Source organism: Pseudomonas sp. (genome assembly GCF_051660785.1).
Classification (GTDB): domain Bacteria; phylum Pseudomonadota; class Gammaproteobacteria; order Pseudomonadales; family Pseudomonadaceae; genus Aquipseudomonas.
The window spans coordinates 41,925-62,979 of the sequence record NZ_JBOFQE010000098.1 but is presented as its reverse complement, the minus strand read 5'-3'; the positions used below and the strand labels follow the sequence as shown (position 1 = coordinate 62,979).

The following is a 21,055-nucleotide window of genomic DNA, read 5'->3' as shown; positions in this document are numbered from 1 at the left end:
TCAACCCTCCTTCGCGGGCGTTGGAGCAGATTGACCGCTGTCTTTCAAAGCCTTGGTCACTTCCGGCGGCATGTACTTTTCATCGTGCTTGGCCAGCACTTCGTCGGCTACTACCACGCCGTCGGCGTTCAGTTTGCCCAGCGCCACGATGCCCTGCCCTTCGCGGAACAGGTCCGGCAGGATGCCGCGATAGCTGATGGTCACGGATTTGTTGAAGTCGGTGACGATGAATTTCACGTCCAGGGAATCGCCGGAACGTTGCAGCGAACCTTTCTCGACCATGCCGCCCGCCCGAATGCGTGTGTCTTGCGGGGCTTCGCCGTTGGCGATCTGGGTCGGGGTGTAAAACAGATTGATGTTCTGCTGCAAGGCGCTCAGGGCCAGGCCGACGGCCGCGCCGACACCCACCAGGATCGCGAGAATGATGATAAGACGCTTTTTGCGCAGCGGATTCACTTGCCGTTCTCCCGGCGCAAACGACGCGCCTCTTGTTGCAGATACCGCTTGCGGGCCAGGACCGGCGCCGCCACGTTAAGAACCAGTACCGCCAGGCAGATGCCATAGGCCGACCAGACATACAGGGCGTGATGGCCCATGGCGAGGAAGTCGCCGAATGAAGCAAAACTCATCGAGCGGCCTCCAGACTGTTCTGCACTTCAGCCTTGACCCAACTGGCTCGGGCTTCGCGCTTGAGCACTTCAAGGCGCATGCGCAGCAACAGCACCGCGCCGAAGAAACAGTAGAAACCCAGCACCGTCAGCAGCAGCGGCAGCCACATTTCGGCCGGCATTGCCGGTTTTTCGGTGAGGGTGAAAGTCGCGCCCTGGTGCAGGGTGTTCCACCACTCCACCGAGTATTTGATGATCGGGATATTGATCACGCCGACAATCGCCAGGACCGCGCAGGCCTTGGCCGCACTGTCACGATTGCTGATCGCGTTGCCCAGCGCAATGAGACCGAAGTACAGAAACAGCAGGATAAGCATGGACGTAAGTCGCGCATCCCAGACCCACCACGAGCCCCAGGTCGGTTTGCCCCAGATCGCGCCGGTGACCAGCGCAACAGCCGTCATCCACGCACCGATGGGTGCCGCGCATTGCAGGGCGACGTCGGCCAGTTTCATCTTCCAGACGAGCCCGACGATGCCGCACACCGCGAGCATGACGTAGACGGACTGCGCCAGCATGGCCGCGGGAACGTGGATATAGATGATGCGAAAGCTGTTGCCTTGCTGGTAGTCAGGCGGCGCGAAGGCCAGGCCCCAGACAACACCGATGCCGATCAGCAGCAAGGCTGCGATGCTCAGCCATGGCAGCAGTTTACCGCTGATGCCATAAAACCATTTGGGCGAGCCGAGCTTATGAAACCAGGTCCAGTTCATTACTGTTTCCATCACGGTTGCTCTTCGCTTGAAGAGCCAAAGGGTCTTTACTGATCAAATTTTGACCAGACCTCATTATTCGCCGACGCTGATCTTCAGGCCAGCAGCTATTGCAAACGGTGTCAGGGTTATCGCCAGGGCGGTCAGGCTGCCAAGCCACAAGAGATAACCGGTCGCCGGCATGCCCTGCAACGCCGCCTGCAAGGCGCCACTGCCGAGAATCAACACCGGGATGTACAGCGGCAGAATCAGCAGCGCCAGCAACAGGCCGCCGCGCTTCAATCCCACCGTCAGGGCTGCGCCCACTGCACCGAGCAGGCTCAGCACCGGTGTACCCAGCAATAAAGAAAGCAGCAACACCGGCAGACAGGCGGTTGGCAAACCGAGCATCAACGCCAGCAGTGGCGCGAGCAAAACCAGTGCCAGGCCAGAGAAGGCCCAGTGTGCCAGTACCTTGGCCAAAACCAGAAGAGGCAGGGGGTGCGACGAAAGGACCCACTGTTCAAGCGATCCGTCCTCGAAATCACTGCGGAAAAGCCCGTCCAGCGAGAGCAGAACCGATAAAAGGGCCGCGACCCAGACGAGTCCCGGAGACAAGGTTTGCAACAATTGAGACTCGGGGCCGACCGCCAACGGGAACAGCGAAACGACAATGGCGAAAAATACCAGCGGATTGGCCAGTTCAGCAGGACGGCGGAACAACAGACGGGCCTCACGGGCGACCAACAGGCCGAAAACACTCATACGGCCCACTTCCCCAGATCGATGTCGCGATAGCTGGCCGGCATCCGGCTCAGCGTGTGGTGAGTGGTCAGCACCACCATGCCGCCGCGCTCGCAGTGGACGGCCAAGTGTTCTTCGAGTTGCGCCACGCCTTGTTTATCGAGCGCGGTGAACGGCTCGTCGAGGATCCACAGCGGCGGGCTGTCGAGGTACAAGCGCGCCAATGCCACGCGGCGCTTCTGGCCGGCGGACAACGTGTGGCAGGGAACGTCCTCGAAACCGCGCAGTCCGACATCCGCCAGCGCTTGCCAGATCGCCTCGTGGGAGGCCGGTTGATGCAGGGCGCAGAGCCAGGTCAGGTTCTCTTCCGGCGTCAGCAGATCCTTGATCCCGGCGGCATGGCCGATCCACAACAGGTTGCGCGCCAGTTCCAGGCGCTGATCGTTCAGCGGCTGGCCGTTGAGCAGCACTTGGCCGGCGGTCGGCTGCATCAAACCGGATAACAGACGTAGCAGACTGGTTTTGCCACTGCCGTTGGGACCGCTGATTTGCAACATTTCGCCACTGCCCAGTCTCAATTCGAGATTTTCGAAGAGCAGCCGAAGGTCTCGCTCACAAGCGAGGGCAACGGTTTGCAGGACAGGACTGGTCAAGAGATCACGGGCCTTTTGCGGTTCAAGTCGGCGGCACAGCGGCCGCTAAAGAGATGCAGCATAGATGCATTGGCGGCTGGTTCTAGAGAGCTGCGTCAAACAAATGCAATGTTTTCGCCACTCCCCGAAGACGGGCGGCATTATACATGCCATGCCCTACTCTAAAGAGTGCATTTTCCTCAGGTTGTGACCGCGTATGACAGGCGAAATGAACATCCTCCCGCTACCGCAGACCACCCCCGCGACTTCGCGGCCGTTGGTGGTGAGTGGCGATCTGCTCCAGCTGCTGAAGCCGATGGAGGGCCTGATCACACCCGGCCAGACCGCCAAAGCCGAAGTGCTGTCGCTCAAGCAGGCGGATCAGAGCTTTCAACTGTTGCTCAAGGTCACCCTCGACAGCGGCCGCCAGACCACGGTCCAGGCCACCAGCACCCAGCCGTTGCCCCAAGGCACGAGTCTGGCGATCACCCAGCCGTCAGCCAGCAACCTGGCGATCACGGTGCAACAGGCCATCGCTTCCAGCGTCGCCACGCTCACTCGCATCGACACCGCGCAATTGCCGGTCGGGACGTTGTTGCAGGGCAAGGTGTTGACCTCGCAAGTGCTGCCGCAGGTGCCGGGACAACCAACGGTGTTTCGCTCGATGGTGAGCCTGCTCAACACCGCGTTGAGCGGCAGCACCCTGAGTATCGAGAGCCCGACGCCGCTGCGCATCGGCACGCTGTTGAGCGCCATGGTGCAGGACACGCAAACACTGAAATTCGTGCCGCTGAGCAATCGTCAGGAGCAACTGGCGGTCACCCAGCAATTGGTCAGTCAACAGAGCCGCCAGGGTTCGCTGGATGGCTTGATCAAAGTCCTGCAAAACCTGCCTCCCCCGACGGATCAGACGTCCAGCGACCTGCGGGTTGCCGTGGAGAAACTGCTGGCCGGTTTGCCGGACGTTCAACAACTGAGCACGCCCAAAGGTTTGGCTCAGGCACTGGCCAATAGCGGCCTGTTCCTGGAAGCGAAATTGCTGACCGGGCAAAACCCGACACTGGCGCCGGACATGAAAGGCGACTTGCTCAAGCTGATCGCGCAACTGACACCGGGATTGCCGGCCAACACCAATCTCAACGCGATCATTGCCGCCAATACGTTGGTGCAGACGATGCCAAGTTTCGTGCGCAGCGCGTTGGGCATGCTCGGCCAGGTCAGCGCCAAACCGTTGCCCACCAGTTTCCCGCTGCCCGAACGCCTGCTGCAAAGCCAGGACGGTGAAGACGATCTTGAGCACTTGCTGCGTCTGGCCGCAGCGGCCGTTTCGCGCTTGCAAAGCCATCAATTGTCGAGCCTTGAGCAAACCGGCGTAACGGACGATGGACGCCTGCTCAGCACCTGGCAGCTGGAAATCCCGATGCGCAATTTGCAGGACATCGTGCCGTTGCAGGTCAAGTTCCAGCGCGAAGAAGCGCCGGAGAAAGAACAACCGCACGAACGCCGCGATGAACGCGAGCCGAAGCAGCAACTGTGGCGCGTCGACCTGGCGTTCGACATGGAGCCGCTGGGCCCGTTGCAAATTCAGGCGCAGTTGATCAAGGGCAGCCTGTCCAGCCAGCTCTGGGCCGAACGGCCGTACACCGCCAGCCTGATCGAAAGCAATCTGGCCGCGTTGCGCCAGCGCCTGCTGGATTCCGGACTGAACGTCGGCGATCTCGATTGCCACCTCGGCACGCCACCGCAAGGCCCGCAAACCCGCCTCGAACAACGCTGGGTCGACGAAACCGCATGAGAAACCCCAACGCCCCACGTCAGGCCATCGCCCTCAAGTACGACGGCAGCCACGCCCCAACCCTCACGGCCAAAGGCGACGAAGCGCTGGCCGAAGCCATTCTGAAGATTGCCCGCGATTATGAAGTGCCCATCTATGAAAACGCCGAGCTGGTGAAGCTGCTGGCGCGCATGGAGCTGGGCGAAAGTATTCCGGAAGAGCTGTACCGCACGATTGCCGAGATTATTGCGTTTGCGTGGAATTTGAAGGGCAAGTTTCCGGCGGGGCATGATCCGGATGCGGGGATGGTCGAGAAGGATGTTACCGATCGCGGGGATGATTACTGAGACTTCGAAGACGCCATCGCGAGCAGGCTCACTTCCACAGGGTTTTGGCGGCGTTCACTTATTTTGTGTTCGAGCCCATCACCTGTAGGAGCGAGGCTTGCCCGCGAAGGGGACGGCACATTCAGCATCTTTGGTGACCTACACACCGCCATCGCGAGCAAGCTCGCTCCCACAGGGATTGCCGGCGTTCACATATTTTGTGTTCGACCCAATCACCTGTAGGAGCGAGCCTGCTCGCGATAGCAATCTCAGCCAAGTCGCAAAAATCAGTTCCGGTGCAGCTTACGCATCAACTCCGCCTCAGCCTGGGTCAACCCGCAAGACTGAGTCAGTTCATCAACCGTAGCCCCCATCCCCACCAGGCGCGCAGCCTGGGCAAACGACAGGCTCGACGGATCGCGCTGTTCCAGCTGCGCCAGTTTGTCCGGCAGCGGCCCGACGACGGCGCGCAGTTCGTGCAGGTCTTCACCCATGCGCACGTTGCCGCTTTGATAGTCGTCGACGCGCTTGGCCAGGTCCTTGATGCGCTGATCGCGCAGCGCATCACCCTGGGCCTGTTGCGCGGCGATTTGCCGTTGAGCGCGAATATACGCCAGGAACATTGCCAGCGTGCCTGCCCAGAAAAGGAACAGGACAATGACCGCTACCTCAAGAATCAATCAGATGTTCTCCAGGTCCGACCATTCTTCTTCGCTCATCATCTTGTCCAGTTCGACCAGGATCAGCAGTTCGTTGTTCTTGTTGCACACGCCTTGAATGAACTTGGCGGACTCTTCGTTACCGACGTTTGGCGCGGTTTCGATTTCCGACTGACGCAGGTAAACCACCTCGGCCACGCTGTCGACCATGATCCCGACTACTTGCTTGTCGGCTTCAATGATGACGATACGGGTGTTGTCGCTGATCTCGGCGTTCATCAGGCCGAAGCGCTGACGGGTGTCGATCACGGTGACCACGTTGCCGCGCAAGTTGATGATGCCCAGCACGTAGCTCGGAGCACCCGGGACCGGGGCGATTTCGGTGTAACGCAGGACTTCCTGAACGCGCATCACGTTGATGCCGTAGGTTTCATTGTCCAGTTTGAAGGTTACCCATTGCAGGATCGGATCTTCAGAACCTTTTGCATTCGTCGCTTGATTACTCATACCCTGACCCCTCGAAAAACCGCTTCTGGCGGTGTGTGCTCTGTTGGCGGCATTCAACAATGCCGTCGCATACTTGTTATGTCGGCAGCTATGTCGGTTTGTGTAGCGGCTTGCTGCCGCTCATGTGCTTTGCCCCGCCACTGGCGATCAACTCGGCCAGGGCAGAGACGTCCAGCAATGCACACATGTGCTCAATCACCGTGCCGGCGAGCCATGGCCGCTGACCTCGATGACTTCTCCATTTGATTTCGTTCGGGTCCAGGCGCAATGAGCGGCTGACCTGATGCACCGCCAGCCCCCACTCGTAGCCCTGAACCGAAATAACGTATTGCAGGCCCTGACGGAAATCGTCGCGGTAGCGGTCGGGCATGACCCAGCGCGCGGTATCCAGGACTTTCAGGTTGCCGGCCTGGCTTGGCAGGATCCCGAGAAACCATTCCGGCTGACCGAACAACGGCGTCAGCTCGTGACCGGCCAGGGAGTAAATCGAGCCCAGGCACACCAGCGGCACCGCCAGGGTCAACCCGGCGACATCAAACAGCAGGCATTCGAACGGCTCGGCGGCCCACGCCGGCCGGCCGTCGGCTTCCACCGGCGGCGGCGTGTTGCTCGGCGGCAGATGGACTTCAACCACCGGCGGCACCAGGGTTTGCAACAGCGGTGCGAGGGTTGAGACCGGCGCCAGAATCGGTGCCGGTACTTCTTCGATCACCACCGGGGCTTTTGCAACCGGAGCAGCTACTGGCGCTACGACAGGCGCGGCAGCGACAACCGGCTTCTGCGCATCACGCGCCTGCTCTTCAAGCACTGCCGCCTGGAACTCATCCAGCGCGGCTTCAGCCTCGACCGCTTCGACGACCTCTATGACTTCAACTACCGCTTCGACTTCCAGCGGCAACTCTTCAGTCGCCTCCATCAGCAGGCTGTCCAGGTAAGACTGGAGCGCCAGTTGCGGACGCGAGGTGATTTTTACCGGCCGATTCATTTCAGGCCACCTGCGGGACAAGTTGTGCCGCCAGCAAATGCTTGAGCAAGGCGCGATATGCCAGAACGCCACGGCTCTTGCCGTCGAATTGCGAAGGCGTCAGCCCCGCCCGGCTCGCATCCCGCAGGCGCGTGTCGATCGGGATGTAGCCTTGCCAGATTTCTTCCGGGTATTTGTCGCGCAACACGCGAAGGGTGCCGAGGGACGCCTGGGTGCGGCGGTCGAACAGGGTCGGAATGATGGTGAACGGCAGCGCCACTTTGCGTGAACGGTTGATCATCGCCAGGGTGTTGACCATACGTTCCAGGCCTTTGACGGCCAAGTGTTCGGTCTGCACCGGGATCACCAATTGCTGGCTCGCCGCCAAGGCATTGACCATCAACACGCCGAGCAGCGGCGGGCTGTCGATCACTGCGTAATCGAAGTCCTGCCACAGCTGCGCCAGGCTCTTGGCGATCACCAGGCCCAAACCACTCTGGCCCGGTGACTGGCGTTCAAGCGTGGCCAGAGCGGTGCTCGACGGCAACAGTGAAATGCGTTCGTCGCTGGTGGGCAAAAGCAATTGACCGGGCAAGCCTTGCGGCACGCTGCCCTTGTGCAGGAACAGATCGTAACTGCTGTGTTCCAGGCTGTCGGGGTCGTAGCCGAAGTAACTGGTCATGGAGCCGTGCGGATCGAGATCGACCACGACCACGCGCTTGCCCGCCTCGGCCAGTAACCCGGCTAAAGCGATAGAGGAAGTGGTTTTACCAACACCACCCTTTTGATTGGCAACGGCCCAGACTCTCATTCGGATTGTTCCACCCAGGTCGGGTCGACCGGGAAATAGCTCAACGTGTTAATGCAGGCGACGGAGAATTGACGGCGCTCTCTCGTACCGGCGACTTGACCGGGGTCGGTGCAGTTTGTGTGCCAGCACGCTTCAACGCGGCATCCGGTTGCGCATGAGCGGTTCCGGTGCCTGTGAGGCTACGGCGTACATCGAGATTGCGAGACACGACCAGCACGACGCGACGGTTGCGTGCGCGGCCCTCGGCAGTGGCGTTATTGGCCACTGGCTGGAATTCACCGTAACCCACCGACGCCAGACGGCCAGGGTTCACACCCTGCATCGCCAGCATGCGCACGATGCTCGACGAACGGGCCGAGGACAGCTCCCAGTTGGTCGGGTATTGCGCGGTGCGGATCGGCTGATCGTCGGTAAAACCTTCGACGTGGATCGGGTTGTCGAACGGTTTCAGAATGCCGGCAACCTTGTCGATGATGCTGAACGCCATGTCGCTGGGCATGGCGTCGCCGCTGCCGAACAACAGGCTGGAATTGAGCTCGATCTCGACCCACAACTCGTTGCCGCGCACGGTCATCTGGTTGGACTTGATCAAGTCGCCAAACGCGGCGCTGATGTCATCGGCGATGCTCTTGAGCGGGTCGCTGGCACCGGAAACACCGGCGTCGACCTGTTCGCTGTCCTTGACCAGCGGCTTGGCCGGGGTCACGGTCTGCGGTCGTTCTTCACCGATCGGAATCGGCTTGAGCGAGCGATCGGCATCCGTAAAGACTCCGATCAACGCTTGCGAGATGACCTTGTACTTGCCCTCGTTGATCGAAGAAATCGAGTACATGACCACGAAGAATGCGAACAGCAACGTGATGAAGTCGGCGTAGGAAACGAGCCAGCGTTCGTGATTGACGTGTTCTTCAGGTTGCCGACGACGTGCCATCTTCCATCTCTCCCATCAATCCATGAAGCCCTGAAGCTTCAACTCAATAGAGCGAGGGTTTTCACCTTCGGCGATCGACAGGATCCCTTCGAGCAACATTTCGCGGTAACGCGACTGGCGCAAGGCAACGGACTTGAGCTTGGCGGCAATCGGCAGCAACACCAGGTTGGCACTGGCCACGCCGTAGATGGTCGCGACGAACGCGACGGCGATGCCGCTGCCCAGTTGCGTCGGATCGGCCAGGTTGCCCATGACATGGATCAGGCCCATCACCGCACCGATGATGCCGATGGTCGGCGCGTAGCCGCCCATGCTTTCAAAGACTTTGGCCGCTTCGATGTCGCGGGCTTCCTGGGTGTAGAAATCCACTTCCAGAATGCTGCGAATCGCTTCCGGCTCGGCGCCGTCCACCAGCAGTTGCAGGCCTTTGCGCGAGTAGCTGTCAGGTTCGGCATCGGCCACCCCTTCCAGACCGAGCAGGCCTTCCTTGCGTGCGGTCAGGCTCCAGTTGACGACGCGGTCGATGCCGCCGGCCAGGTCAACGCGCGGCGGGAACAGGATCCAGCCGATGATTTGCATGGCGCGCTTGAAAGCGCTCATCGGCGATTGCAGCAACGCTGCGCCGATGGTCCCACCGAGTACGATCAGCGCCGCCGGGCCGTTGGCCAATGCGCCGAGGTGACCACCTTCAAGGTAGTTGCCGCCAATGATGGCGACAAACGCCATGATGATCCCGATAAGGCTTAAAACATCCATCAGATACACGCCTCGACCAAGTGCCTGCCAATATCGTCCAGACCGTAGATCGCATCGGCCAGGTCGGCTTTGACGATGGCCATCGGCATGCCGTAAATCACGCAGCTCGCTTCATCCTGAGCCCAGATCGCACTGCCGCCCTGCTTGAGCAGGCGCGCGCCTTCACGACCGTCGGCGCCCATACCGGTCAATACGACCGCCAGAACTTTGTCACCGTAGGACTTGGCTGCAGAACCGAAGGTGATGTCCACGCACGGTTTGTAGTTCAGACGCTCGTCACCCGGGAGGATTTTCACCGCGCCACGGCCGTCGATCATCATTTGCTTGCCACCCGGTGCCAGCAGCGCCAGGCCCGGACGCAGGATGTCGCCATCCTCGGCTTCCTTGACGCTGATGCGGCAGAGCTTGTCCAGACGTTCGGCGAACGCCTTGGTGAACGCGGCCGGCATGTGCTGGATCAGCACGATCGGGGCCGGGAAGTTGGCCGGCAGCTGGGTCAACACCCGCTGCAGGGCAACCGGACCGCCCGTGGACGTGCCGATGGCCACCAGTTTGTAGGCTTTGCGTTTTGGCGCTGGCGACGACGGGCCGGAAGATGCCGCTGCGTGGCTACGCGCCGGAATCGATGCCGGCGCCGGACGCGCAGGCGCACTGCTGCCGTAGCTGCTGACGCTCGAAGGCGCAGGCGTCGGGGCTGGCGCGGCGACCGGGGCCGGTGCGCTGTAGGTGTTGGCACGACGGTTACTGCGCGAAATGCTGAGAATCTTCTCGCACAGCAGTTGTTTGACCTTCTCCGGGTTACGGGAGATGTCTTCGAAATTCTTCGGCAGGAAATCCACTGCGCCGGCGTCCAGCGCATCGAGGGTTACCCGGGCACCTTCGTGGGTCAGCGAGGAGAACATCAACACCGGGGTCGGGCAGCGCTGCATGATGTGCCGCACCGCCGTGATGCCGTCCATCATCGGCATCTCGTAGTCCATGGTGATCACGTCTGGCTTGAGGGCCAGCGCCTGATCGATCGCCTCTTTTCCGTTGGTCGCCGTACCGACGACCTGGATATTCGGATCCGCTGAAAGAATTTCCGAGACGCGGCGGCGGAAAAACCCCGAATCGTCCACCACCAGGACTTTGACTGCCATAAACACTCCGTTAGGACGGAGCGAGGCTCAGTCGCCCCGCTCCACCAGAATCAAATACGCCGTGCGGCGTAACGCTTGAGCATGCTCGGAACATCGAGGATCAGCGCAATGCGACCGTCACCGGTGATGGTGGCGCCCGACATGCCCGGGGTTCCCTGGAGCATTTTGCCCAATGGCTTGATGACCACTTCTTCCTGACCCACCAGCTGGTCGACGACGAAGCCGATCCGCTGAGTGCCCACCGAAAGGATCACCACATGGCCCTCGCGCTGCTCTTCGTGAGCGGCGGAGCTGACCAGCCAGCGCTTGAGGTAGAACAATGGCAGTGCCTTGTCCCGCACGATCACCACTTCCTGGCCGTCCACCACGTTGGTGCGCGACAGGTCGAGGTGGAAGATCTCGTTGACGTTCACCAGCGGGAACGCGAACGCCTGGTTGCCGAGCATGACCATCAGCGTCGGCATTATCGCCAGGGTCAACGGGACCTTGATGACGATCTTCGAGCCCTTGCCCTTGGTCGAGTAGATATTGATGGTGCCGTTGAGCTGGGCGATCTTGGTTTTCACCACGTCCATGCCCACGCCACGACCCGACACGTCGGAGATCTCGGTCTTGGTCGAGAACCCCGGGGCGAAAATCAGGTTGAAGCAATCGGACTCGCTGAGGCGATCCGCGGCATCCTTGTCCATCAACCCTTTCTTCACGGCGATGCCGCGCAGAACGTCAGCGTCCATGCCCTTGCCGTCATCGGAGATGGACAGCAGGATGTGATCGCCTTCCTGTTCGGCGGACAAAATCACTTTGCCGCTGCGCGGCTTGCCCATCGCTTCGCGATCGGCCGGCTCTTCGATGCCGTGGTCGACCGAGTTGCGCACCAAGTGGACCAGCGGGTCGGCCAGGGCCTCGACGAGGTTCTTGTCGAGGTCGGTTTCTTCGCCGACCAGCTCCAGGTTGATCTCTTTCTTGAGCTGGCGAGCCAGGTCGCGAACCAGACGCGGGAAGCGCCCGAAGACTTTCTTGATCGGTTGCATCCGCGTCTTCATGACCGCGGTCTGCAGGTCGGCCGTGACCACGTCGAGGTTCGACACGGCCTTGGACATGGCTTCGTCGCCGCTGTTGAGGCCCAGACGGACCAAGCGGTTACGCACCAATACCAACTCGCCGACCATGTTCATGATTTCGTCGAGACGCGCGGTATCAACCCGCACGGTGGTCTCGGCTTCACTGGCCGGTTTTTCCGGTGGCGGAGCGGACGGTGCGCGAGCTGGAGCTGGAGCTGGAGCCGCTGGCTTCGGCGCTTCAGCTTTCGGCTCAGGCGCTTTGGCAACCGGTTTCGGCGCAGCAGCCTTGGCGGCTGGAGCAGCCACCGCAGTCCCTGTGCCGACTTCGGTGAACTTGCCTTTGCCGTGTAATTCGTCGAGCAGCGATTCGAACTCGTGATCGGAGATCAGATCGCCGCCGGCCGCTTTAGCGGTTGGCGCAGCGGGAGCGGGTACGGAGGCAATGGCCGATTCCAGCGCATCCACCGCAAAGTTGCCTTTGCCGTGCAGCTGGTCGAGCAGTGCTTCGAATTCATCGTCGGTAATGTCGGAGCTATCGCCTGCCGCTTTCGGAGCAGCCGGTGCAGCAGGTGCCGCCACCGCATCGACGGCGAATTGGCCTTTGCCGTGCAGTTGATCGAGCAACGACTCGAACTCGGCATCGGTGATTTCGTCGCTGGCTGCCGCTTCAGCGGATTGCACAGGCGCAGCCGCCGGCGCTTCAGCCTGAGCCTTGACGGCGTTCAGCGAGTCCAGCAGTTGTTCAAATTCGTTATCGGTGATGTCGCCCGATTCTTCAGCGGCCGGTGCTTCGACCACTTCGGCAACCGGTGCCGATTCATCAGCCGTTTGCGGCTCGGCCAGACGGGCCAGTGCCGCGAGCAATTCAGGCGTGGCAGCCGTAATCGGGCTGCGTTCGCGCACTTCGGTAAACATGCTGTTCACCGCGTCCAGCGCTTCGAGAACTACGTCCATCAGTTCCGAGTCGACGCGACGTTCACCCTTGCGCAGGATGTCGAACACGTTCTCGGCGATGTGACAGCACTCCACCAGCTCGTTGAGCTGGAGGAAGCCGGCGCCCCCTTTTACAGTGTGAAAACCGCGAAAAATTGCATTGAGCAAATCCGCATCATCCGGTCGGCTTTCCAGCTCGACCAGCTGTTCGGACAGTTGCTCTAGAATCTCGCCGGCCTCAACCAGGAAATCCTGAAGGATCTCTTCATCGGCGCCGAAGCTCATTAAGGGGGTGCTCCTACAGGTCTAAAAACCTAAAAAACCTAAAATTCTAAAACCCTAGGCTGGATAGCAAATCGTCCACATCGTCCTGACCGGACACAACGTCTTCTCTTTTATCGGCATGAATCTGCGGACCTTCACCCTGAGAGAGATGTTTTTGCGGATCTTTTTCAGCGAGCATCGCATCACGGTCATGTTCGATACCCGCAAAGCGGTCTACCTGACTGGCCATGAGCACGAGCTTGAGCAGGTTGCTTTCAACTTCGGTGACCAATTGGGTCACGCGCTTGATCACCTGACCGGTGAGGTCCTGGTAATCCTGGGCGAGCAGGATGTCGTTGAGGTTGCTCGACACCGTGCGATTGTCTTCGCTGCTGCGCGTCAGGAAACCGTCGACCCGCCGGGCCAGCTCGCGGAACTCTTCAGCCCCGACTTCGCGACGCATGAACCGCCCCCAATCCGTGCTCAACGCCTGGGCTTCGTCGCTCAGGCTGTTGACCAGCGGCGTGGAGTTTTCCACCAGATCCATGGTGCGGTTGGCGGCGGCCTCGGTCAGCTTGACCACATACCCCAGACGCTCGGTGGCGTCCGTGATCTGCGAGACTTCCTCGGCTTGCGGCATGTTCGGGTCAATCTGGAAATTGACGATCGCGCTATGCAGCTCGCGAGTGAGCTTGCCCACTTCCTGATACAGGCCGCGGTCACGGGTCTGATTGAGCTCATGGATCAGTTGCACAGCGTCGCCGAACCTGCCTTTTTCAAGGCTTTCGACCAGTTCGACCGCGTGTTTTTTCAGGGTCGATTCAAAATCGCCCAGTGAAGATTCTTTATGCTCCATAGCTCCCCCGTGGCGCAGTGGATCAACCGATGCGTTCGAAAATCTTCTCGATTTTTTCTTTCAACGCCTGGGCCGTGAAGGGTTTGACCACATAGCCGTTAACACCGGCCTGGGCCGCTTCGATAATCTGCTCGCGCTTGGCTTCGGCAGTCACCATCAGCACCGGCAGGTGCTTGAGCTTTTCATCGGCGCGTACGTGGCGCAGCAGATCGATACCGGTCATGCCAGGCATGTTCCAGTCCGTTACCAGAAAGTCGATGCTCCCGCTGTTGAGAACCGGAATGGCAGTAGTGCCATCGTCGGCCTCGACCGTGTTGGTGAACCCAAGGTCACGCAACAGGTTTTTTATGATCCGCCGCATCGTTGAGAAGTCATCAACGATGAGGATTTTCATGTTCTTGTCCAATTCGACCTCCAAGCAGTCTTAAACGCGCCCAGCACCTGGACGCGCCATTTCAATCAATCCGGCAATGCACTCGATGACTGTCTGGAGCACAACAGATCGCGACCGGTGCGGGTCAATAACCACACCGGTCTCGTTCGCAGTGTCCCCACACTGCCTTCAGCGCGCTCGCCACTCCCCCAAACGCCCCCGCAAACGGGCCGCGCACTGGCTATGTAACTGGCTGACCCGAGATTCGCTGACCCCCAGGACCTCACCGATTTCCTTGAGGTTCAGCTCTTCGTCGTAGTACAGCGCCAACACCAGTCGCTCACGCTCCGGCAAATTGGCAATCGCGTCCGCCAGCGCTGCCTGGAAGCGTTCATCTTCCAGATCGCGTGACGGCTCCAGATGTGCACTCGCGCCATCCTCGTGCAGCCCTTCGTGTTCGCCGTCCTGCAACAGATCGTCGAAACTGAATAACCGGCTGCCCAGGGTGTCGTTCAAAATCCCGTAATAATCGTCGAGACTCAATTGGAGTTCGGCCGCAACCTCATGATCTTTAGCGTCACGACCGGTTTTAGCTTCAATCGAGCGAATTGCGTCGCTGACCATGCGGGTATTGCGGTGGACCGAACGTGGCGCCCAGTCCCCCTTGCGAACTTCATCGAGCATCGCGCCGCGGATTCGAATGCCCGCGTACGTCTCGAAACTCGCGCCTTTGCTGGCGTCATATTTGGTTGATACTTCAAGCAGGCCGATCATCCCGGCCTGGATCAGGTCTTCAACCTGAACACTGGCCGGCAGACGGGCCAGCAAGTGGTAAGCAATGCGTTTGACCAGTGGCGCGTAACGCTCGATCAGCTCGTACTGCGCGTCACGTGCCGACTTCTTGTAGAGGTTGTAGCCACTGGCTGTCATAGGACGGGTCCTGCGGTCTGTTGCACGAGGCGCTCGACGAAAAACTCAAGGTGCCCACGCGGGTTGGCAGGCAGCGGCCAGGTGTCGACCTTCTGCGCAATCGCCTTGAACGCCAGGGCGCACTTGGAACGCGGGAACGCTTCATAGACCGCACGCTGCTTCTGCACAGCCTTGCGCACGCTTTCGTCGTAAGGCACCGCGCCTACGTATTGCAGGGCGACGTCGAGGAAGCGATCCGTGACCTTGGTCAACTTGGCAAACAGGTTGCGACCTTCCTGCGGGCTCTGGGCCATGTTGGCCAGGACGCGGAAGCGGTTCATGCCGTAATCGCGGTTCAGCAATTTGATCAGCGCGTAGGCATCCGTGATCGAGGTCGGCTCGTCGCACACCACCAGCAAGACTTCTTGCGCTGCGCGAACGAAACTGACTACCGAGTCACCAATACCCGCAGCGGTGTCGATCACCAATACGTCAAGGTTGTCGCCGATGTCACTGAAGGCCTGGATCAGGCCGGCGTGTTGAGCCGGGCTCAGGTGAACCATGCTCTGTGTGCCGGACGCGGCCGGGACGATGCGAATACCGCCGGGGCCCTGCAACAGAACGTCGCGCAGCTCACAGCGGCCTTCGATCACGTCGGCCAGGGTACGTTTGGGTGTCAGTCCAAGCAGGACGTCGACGTTCGCCAGCCCCAGGTCGGCGTCCAGCAGCATGACGCGACGGCCAAGCTCAGCTAGAGCCAGGGACAAGTTCACTGACACGTTAGTCTTCCCGACGCCACCTTTGCCGCCGGTCACCGCGATCACCTGTACGGGATGCATGCTGCCCATGTTATTTCTTTACCTTGTCTTGCATAGACGGAGGCCACATTACTGGCTGCGCGTTCATCAACTGAACAATGCATGGCAGACCATCGATGTAGGTACAAAAACTGTTCATTAGTACCTCAGCCAACCTGCTTGGTCGGGCTGTGGTAAATATCAGCGAACATGTCAGCCATGGCTTCTTCGCTGGGTTCTTCCTGCATTTGCACGCTTACGGCGCGACTGACCAACTGATGACGACGCGGCAGATGCAAATCATCCGGAATACGCGGGCCATCGGTCAGGTAAGCCACCGGCAATTCATGACTGATCGCCAGGCTCAACACCTCGCCCAGACTTGCCGTTTCATCCAGTTTAGTCAGGATGCAGCCAGCGAGCCCGCAGCGCTTGTAACTGTGATAAGCGGCGGTTAGAACCTGTTTCTGGCTGGTGGTTGCCAATACCAGATAATTTTTTGACTTGATGCCACGTCCGGCCAGGCTTTCGAGCTGCATGCGCAGTGCCGGATCGCTGGCCTGAAGGCCCGCGGTATCGATCAGCACCACGCGTTTGCGCAGCAACGGATCCAGCGCCTGCACCAGCGATTGCCCCGGATCCACGTGAGTTACCGACACGTTGAGGATCCGGCCCAGGGTCTTCAATTGCTCCTGAGCACCGATACGGTAGCTGTCCATGCTCACTAGCGCGATGTTTTGCGCGCCATATTTGAGCACGTAGCGGGCCGCGAGCTTGGCCAGGGTGGTGGTCTTGCCCATGCCGGCAGGGCCGACCATGGCAATCACGCCGCCCTCTTCCAGTGGCTCGACTTCCGGTGTGGCAATCATCCGCGCCAGGTGCGCCAGCAACATGCGCCAGGCCTGACGGGGTTCGTCAATGTCGGTAATCATCGCCAGCAAGTCGCGGGACAACGGGCCGGACAGGCCGATGCGTTGCAGGCGACGCCAGAGATTGGCCTGGGCCGGACGGCTGCCTTGCAGCTGATTCCAGGCCAGGGAGCCGAGTTGCACTTCCATCAGCTCGCGCAGGCTGTTGAGCTCGAAACGCATCGAGTCGAACGCCCGTGGGTCCACGCCGCCAGCAGCGGGTGCCGGGGCTGGAGCGGCGCGACGAGGCTCGGCATAGGTCGGTTCGATCAGCGGCTCGGCGGCGGTCAACGGCAGGCCGGCGAACAACTGGCGATTGGTGGTCTTGTCGCCTTCGGTCTCGCCTTCGCCACGCAGGCTCAATTCGGCCTGGGCGGTGACGATCCGCGACTGGGTCTTGCGCAGCTCGTCCTCGAGTTCCATGTTCGGAACACGCGGGGCCAGCGCCGACAATTTGTAATCCAGGGCAGCCGTCAGCTCGACACCACCGGCGATCCGGCGGTTGCCAATAATGGCGGCATCAGCGCCCAGCTCATCACGAACCAGTTTCATGGCCTGACGCATATCGGCGGCGAAAAAACGCTTAACTTGCATAAACCACTACCTCAGCCGTTGGGCCCTACTGTCGCAACGATGGTCACTTGCTTGTTGTCAGGAATTTCCTGGTAAGCCAACACATGCAAACCCGGGACTGCCAGTCGGCCGAATCGCGACAGCATCGCGCGAACCGGGCCGGCCACCAGCAGAATCACCGGCTGACCTTGCATTTCCTGACGCTGCGCCGCATCGATCAACGAACGTTGCAGTTTCTCTGCCATGCTTGGCTCCAGCAGAACGCCCTCTTCCGAGCCTTGTCCTGCCTTCTGAAGACTATTGAGCAATATCTGTTCCAACCTTGGCTCCAGCGTGATAACTGGTAGCTCGGAGTCAGTCCCTACAATGCTTTGGACGATTGCGCGGGAAACGCCAACGCGCACCGCGGCCACCAGAGCGGCAGTATCTTGACTCTTGGCAGCATTGTTTGCGATGGCTTCGGCGATGCTGCGAATGTCGCGCACTGGCACCTGTTCGGCCAACAACGCTTGAAGAACCTTGAGCAGTTGCGACAGCGACACCACGCCCGGCACCAGCTCTTCAGCCAGCTTCGGTGAGCTTTTGGCCAGCAATTGCATGAGTTGCTGGACTTCTTCGTGACCGATCAGTTCGCTGGAGTGCTTGTACAGAATCTGGTTCAAGTGCGTCGCCACGACCGTACTGGCGTCGACCACGGTGTAACCGAGTGATTGTGCCTGGGCGCGCTGGCTGATTTCGATCCATACCGCCTCAAGGCCAAAAGCCGGATCTTTGGCGGTTATGCCGTTTAGCGTGCCGTAGACCTGCCCCGGGTTGATCGCCAGTTCGCGATCCGGGTAAATCTCGGCTTCAGCCAGAATCACGCCCATTAACGTTAGACGGTAAGCACTGGGCGCCAGGTCGAGGTTGTCACGAATGTGCACAGTCGGCATCAGGAAGCCGAGGTCCTGGGAGAGCTTCTTGCGCACACCCTTGATCCGCGCCAGCAATTGACCACCCTGGTTGCGATCCACCAGCGGAATCAGGCGATAGCCGACTTCCAGGCCGATCATGTCGATCGGTGTCACGTCGTCCCAGCCCAGCTCCTTGGTTTCCATGGCGCGAGCCGGGGAAGGCAGCAGTTCCTGCTGACGCTTGACCTCTTGCAGGGCCTGGACCTTGACCACGTTCTGCTTCTTCCAGAACAGGTATGCGCCACCGGCGGCCAGGGCTGCCATGGTCAGAAAGGAGAAGTGTGGCATGCCGGGCACCAGGCCCATCACCGCCATCAAACCTGCCGCCACAGCCAGCGCTTTCGGCGAGGCGAACATCTGGCGGTTGATCTGTTTGCCCATGTCTTCCGAACCGGAAGCACGGGTCACCATGATCGCGGCAGCGGTCGACAACAGCAGTGATGGCAATTGCGCCACCAAACCGTCACCGATGGTCAGCAAGGCATACACCCGGCCGGCGTCGCCGAAGGTCATGCCGTGCTGGAAGATACCGACCGCCATGCCGCCGATCAGGTTGATGAACAGAATCAGCAGACCGGCGATGGCGTCACCGCGCACGAATTTGCTGGCACCGTCCATGGAGCCATAGAACTCGGCTTCCTGAGCGACTTCCATCCGGCGCAGCTTGGCCTGGTTCTGATCGATCAGGCCGGCGTTCAAATCGGCGTCGATCGCCATTTGTTTGCCTGGCATCGCATCGAGGGTGAAACGCGCGCTCACCTCGGAAATCCGTCCGGCACCCTTGGTCACTACGACGAAGTTGATGATCATCAAAATCGCGAACACGACGATACCGACCACGTAGTTACCGCCGATCACCACCTCACCGAAGGCCTGGATCACCTTACCGGCGGCGGCGTGACCGTCCTGGCCGTGGAGCATCACCACCCGTGTGGAGGCCACGTTCAGCGCCAGTCGCAACAGCGTCGCCACCAACAGGATGGTCGGGAACACCGCAAAATCCAACGGCCGCAAGGCGTACACGCAGACCAGCAGCACGACAATGGACAGCGCAATGTTGAACGTGAAGAACACGTCCAGCAGAAACGGCGGCACCGGCAACATCATCATCGCCAGCATGACCAGCAGCAACAACGGCACGCCCAGGTTGCCCCGACTCAAGTCGGCAACGTTTGTGCGGGCAGTGTTGAATAACTGAGAGCGATCCACCGGTTTTCCCCGTTCCTTTAAAGCAAACTTTTGACGCCCAAAGCAGGCGCAGGGCGGCTACTGCAAGAAGCCTTCCAACTTTTGCGGAGGTGGGAAATAGAGGGATTTGTTAAGGACTTGTAGCAGCTGCCGAGCCTGCGAGGTTGCGTCCGGCTGCGCAGCAGTCGCAGGATTCATGCAAGGTCTGCGATTAAAACGCAGCCTCGCCGACCAGGCAGCTCCTCTAAGCGCAGTGACCCCGAAACAAGGATCAAACTGCTTTCAGGATTTGCTCTTTGCTAATCGCGCCAACAGCAAGCTTGCTGCCAATCATGTAAAGCGTGCCTTTGGATGATGGAGCCACCTCCGCCCACCACTCGACCGCTCGTCGCCACTGTCAGATCTGACAGTAGCCACCAATAGCGCCCTGGAGGCCAGATAGAGCAGCCCAATCGAGCAACATACCCACAGGGAAAAACTCATGAACTCGATCACTGCCGTTACAGACCCAGCGAATCCGAAAATTCTCGAAGCCCATGGTTCCGCAGGGGATCGACTTGAGTTCGACAGCGTCTATTACCGTGATTTCATTACCGCTCAAGTCCCTCATTACTCCGCCATGGCTCGGGGTCACACCGTTCGTGTGACCTGGGAGAATCCTCGGCACACCTATCATTCAGAGGTGGTGACCGTCGGAACACCGGGGGCTATTGATATTCGGATCCCACGCATTGAAGTGATCGATGCCATCGGCCATACGGTCAAGGTCTACTACACCGTGCGCACCGCACCAGGCACCGCGCTGATTCCTTCCAGAACCCTCCTGCTGCATATCGACCCTTACGAGTTCGATTTACTGGCACCAACCCTGTCAACAGATCAGAAAACCCTGAGCGTCAGGTACGTGGCTATGGAGGACGGTTACACCGTTCGCATACGCGCCTCCGGCAAAACAACGTGGGAAAGCGACGAGCGCGAAGTGCAGACTGGCGTTACACCGACCTTCACACTCCCTTCGAACTGGATCGCAGAAAATCGAGGCATCGACACTCTGATCAATTACAGCGTTTACAAATCGGGAAGTGGACAGCGGTTGATGTTTTCGAAGGTGTTGAGGGAGAGACTGGGCGAAGTAGTTCCTGAGCCTGATTTGTTCGAAAACTTTGATTCTTACTCAGACCGCTCGATCTCTCCGGGTCAAAGTTTCACCCTCGCAAGTATGAAAGTGACAAATCTAGGAGCACAGGGAGTCGTCAGAATCATGGACGTGGGCCGATCCCCCGTACCGGGGAGAATAGAACGCAAAGCTTTAGTCACCGAAGGAGTCATTTCCATATTACGACTGGATTTAAACTCTCCATTTTCACGTGTTCGATTCTGGTATCGAGATGTACACAATGTTGTGACCGCTGTTTTTTATGACACAGGTGGCAATCGACTCGGACAGCAGCCACTAAAGCCTTACCATCCCGACAACAGTCCTTGGCAACTTGATTTCTCAGCACCTGGTATTGCACGTATAGAAATTCACAACACTCACACTGACATTGTCTTTTACGATAATTTCGAATTTACCAACCGAGGATAATCGGCTAAAAAAGGGAGGTTTTTTACCCCCTCCGACCCGGACATTCCAG

At 59.7% G+C, this 21,055-nt stretch carries 22 protein-coding genes; 3 read left to right on the top strand and 19 right to left on the bottom strand.

What is annotated here, in order from left to right; all coding sequences use genetic code 11:
* The 5 genes from ccmE to ccmA form a co-directional block, all read right to left on the bottom strand.
* Positions 1-456 (bottom strand): cytochrome c maturation protein CcmE, encoded by a 456-nt coding sequence (ccmE, locus tag ACRC4F_RS28350; protein ID WP_008026817.1) that lies wholly within the window; start codon positions 454-456, stop codon positions 1-3.
* Entirely contained in the window at positions 453-629 is a 177-nt protein-coding gene (gene ccmD, locus ACRC4F_RS28345; RefSeq protein ID WP_392886510.1) for a heme exporter protein CcmD, read from the bottom strand. The genes ccmE and ccmD overlap by 4 nt, the downstream gene beginning before the upstream one ends.
* The gene (locus ACRC4F_RS28340) at positions 626-1,381 is read right to left on the bottom strand and encodes a heme ABC transporter permease (protein ID WP_438662309.1); all 756 of its coding nucleotides are present in this window, start codon (positions 1,379-1,381) and stop codon (positions 626-628) included. The genes ccmD and ACRC4F_RS28340 overlap by 4 nt, the downstream gene beginning before the upstream one ends.
* Before the next feature lie 75 nt (positions 1,382-1,456).
* A complete protein-coding gene (gene ccmB / locus ACRC4F_RS28335; RefSeq protein WP_090188533.1) occupies positions 1,457-2,125 on the bottom strand; it encodes a heme exporter protein CcmB in 669 nt (222 codons plus the stop codon).
* On the bottom strand, positions 2,122-2,757 hold the full coding sequence (gene ccmA, locus ACRC4F_RS28330; protein ID WP_438662308.1) for a cytochrome c biogenesis heme-transporting ATPase CcmA: 636 nt from the start codon (positions 2,755-2,757) through the stop codon (positions 2,122-2,124). The genes ccmB and ccmA overlap by 4 nt, the downstream gene beginning before the upstream one ends.
* A 196-nt stretch (positions 2,758-2,953) precedes the next feature.
* Between ccmA and fliK the strand changes: the two genes are divergently transcribed.
* Together fliK and ACRC4F_RS28320 are read left to right on the top strand one after the other, a co-directional pair.
* On the top strand, positions 2,954-4,531 hold the full coding sequence (gene fliK / locus ACRC4F_RS28325) for a flagellar hook-length control protein FliK (protein WP_438662307.1): 1,578 nt from the start codon (positions 2,954-2,956) through the stop codon (positions 4,529-4,531).
* Positions 4,528-4,857, top strand: a complete 330-nt coding sequence (locus ACRC4F_RS28320; RefSeq protein ID WP_438662306.1) for an EscU/YscU/HrcU family type III secretion system export apparatus switch protein — start codon at positions 4,528-4,530, stop codon at positions 4,855-4,857. Before fliK ends, ACRC4F_RS28320 begins: the two co-directional genes overlap by 4 nt.
* Positions 4,858-5,123: 266 nt before the next feature.
* Here the strand turns inward: ACRC4F_RS28320 and ACRC4F_RS28315 are convergent, their stop codons facing one another.
* From ACRC4F_RS28315 to flhA, 14 genes are all read right to left on the bottom strand, one after another.
* Positions 5,124-5,516, bottom strand: coding sequence for a DUF2802 domain-containing protein (locus tag ACRC4F_RS28315; RefSeq protein ID WP_109628604.1), 393 nt, complete (start codon positions 5,514-5,516; stop codon positions 5,124-5,126).
* Entirely contained in the window at positions 5,517-6,002 is a 486-nt protein-coding gene (locus ACRC4F_RS28310; protein WP_008155806.1) for a chemotaxis protein CheW, read from the bottom strand. It lies immediately after the preceding gene.
* 88 nt (positions 6,003-6,090) lie between these two features.
* The gene (locus tag ACRC4F_RS28305; protein ID WP_438662305.1) at positions 6,091-6,987 is read right to left on the bottom strand and encodes a CheW domain-containing protein; all 897 of its coding nucleotides are present in this window, start codon (positions 6,985-6,987) and stop codon (positions 6,091-6,093) included.
* Position 6,988: 1 nt separating this feature from the next.
* Positions 6,989-7,777 (bottom strand): ParA family protein, encoded by a 789-nt coding sequence (locus tag ACRC4F_RS28300; protein ID WP_109628602.1) that lies wholly within the window; start codon positions 7,775-7,777, stop codon positions 6,989-6,991.
* A 40-nt stretch (positions 7,778-7,817) separates the two neighbouring features.
* Complete coding sequence (gene motD / locus ACRC4F_RS28295; protein ID WP_438662304.1) at positions 7,818-8,708, bottom strand: flagellar motor protein MotD; 891 nt, start codon at positions 8,706-8,708, stop codon at positions 7,818-7,820.
* Positions 8,709-8,723: 15 nt separating this feature from the next.
* Positions 8,724-9,464 carry a flagellar motor protein gene (locus tag ACRC4F_RS28290; RefSeq protein ID WP_438662303.1) on the bottom strand — a complete coding sequence of 247 codons (741 nt, stop codon included), beginning with the start codon at positions 9,462-9,464 and terminating at the stop codon, positions 8,724-8,726.
* Positions 9,464-10,603: a protein-glutamate methylesterase/protein-glutamine glutaminase gene (locus tag ACRC4F_RS28285; protein ID WP_438662302.1), complete on the bottom strand. Its 1,140-nt coding sequence runs from the start codon at positions 10,601-10,603 to the stop codon at positions 9,464-9,466. Before ACRC4F_RS28285 ends, ACRC4F_RS28290 begins: the two co-directional genes overlap by 1 nt.
* A 50-nt stretch (positions 10,604-10,653) precedes the next feature.
* Positions 10,654-12,882, bottom strand: coding sequence for a chemotaxis protein CheA (locus ACRC4F_RS28280; protein WP_438662301.1), 2,229 nt, complete (start codon positions 12,880-12,882; stop codon positions 10,654-10,656).
* 46 nt (positions 12,883-12,928) lie between these two features.
* The gene (locus ACRC4F_RS28275) at positions 12,929-13,717 is read right to left on the bottom strand and encodes a protein phosphatase CheZ (RefSeq protein ID WP_438662300.1); all 789 of its coding nucleotides are present in this window, start codon (positions 13,715-13,717) and stop codon (positions 12,929-12,931) included.
* 22 nt (positions 13,718-13,739) lie between these two features.
* On the bottom strand, positions 13,740-14,111 hold the full coding sequence (locus tag ACRC4F_RS28270; RefSeq protein ID WP_003183998.1) for a chemotaxis response regulator CheY: 372 nt from the start codon (positions 14,109-14,111) through the stop codon (positions 13,740-13,742).
* A 168-nt stretch (positions 14,112-14,279) separates the two neighbouring features.
* Entirely contained in the window at positions 14,280-15,020 is a 741-nt protein-coding gene (gene fliA / locus ACRC4F_RS28265) for an RNA polymerase sigma factor FliA (protein ID WP_007894214.1), read from the bottom strand.
* Positions 15,017-15,847 carry a flagellar synthesis regulator FleN gene (gene fleN, locus ACRC4F_RS28260; RefSeq protein WP_003222917.1) on the bottom strand — a complete coding sequence of 277 codons (831 nt, stop codon included), beginning with the start codon at positions 15,845-15,847 and terminating at the stop codon, positions 15,017-15,019. Before fleN ends, fliA begins: the two co-directional genes overlap by 4 nt.
* 116 nt (positions 15,848-15,963) lie before the next feature.
* A complete protein-coding gene (gene flhF, locus ACRC4F_RS28255; RefSeq protein WP_438662299.1) occupies positions 15,964-17,298 on the bottom strand; it encodes a flagellar biosynthesis protein FlhF in 1,335 nt (444 codons plus the stop codon).
* An 11-nt stretch (positions 17,299-17,309) separates the two neighbouring features.
* Positions 17,310-19,439, bottom strand: coding sequence for a flagellar biosynthesis protein FlhA (gene flhA / locus ACRC4F_RS28250; protein WP_438662298.1), 2,130 nt, complete (start codon positions 19,437-19,439; stop codon positions 17,310-17,312).
* A 460-nt stretch (positions 19,440-19,899) separates the two neighbouring features.
* Between flhA and ACRC4F_RS28245 the strand changes: the two genes are divergently transcribed.
* A complete protein-coding gene (locus ACRC4F_RS28245; RefSeq protein WP_438662297.1) occupies positions 19,900-21,006 on the top strand; it encodes a hypothetical protein in 1,107 nt (368 codons plus the stop codon).
* The last annotated feature ends 49 nt before the right edge of the window (positions 21,007-21,055 follow it).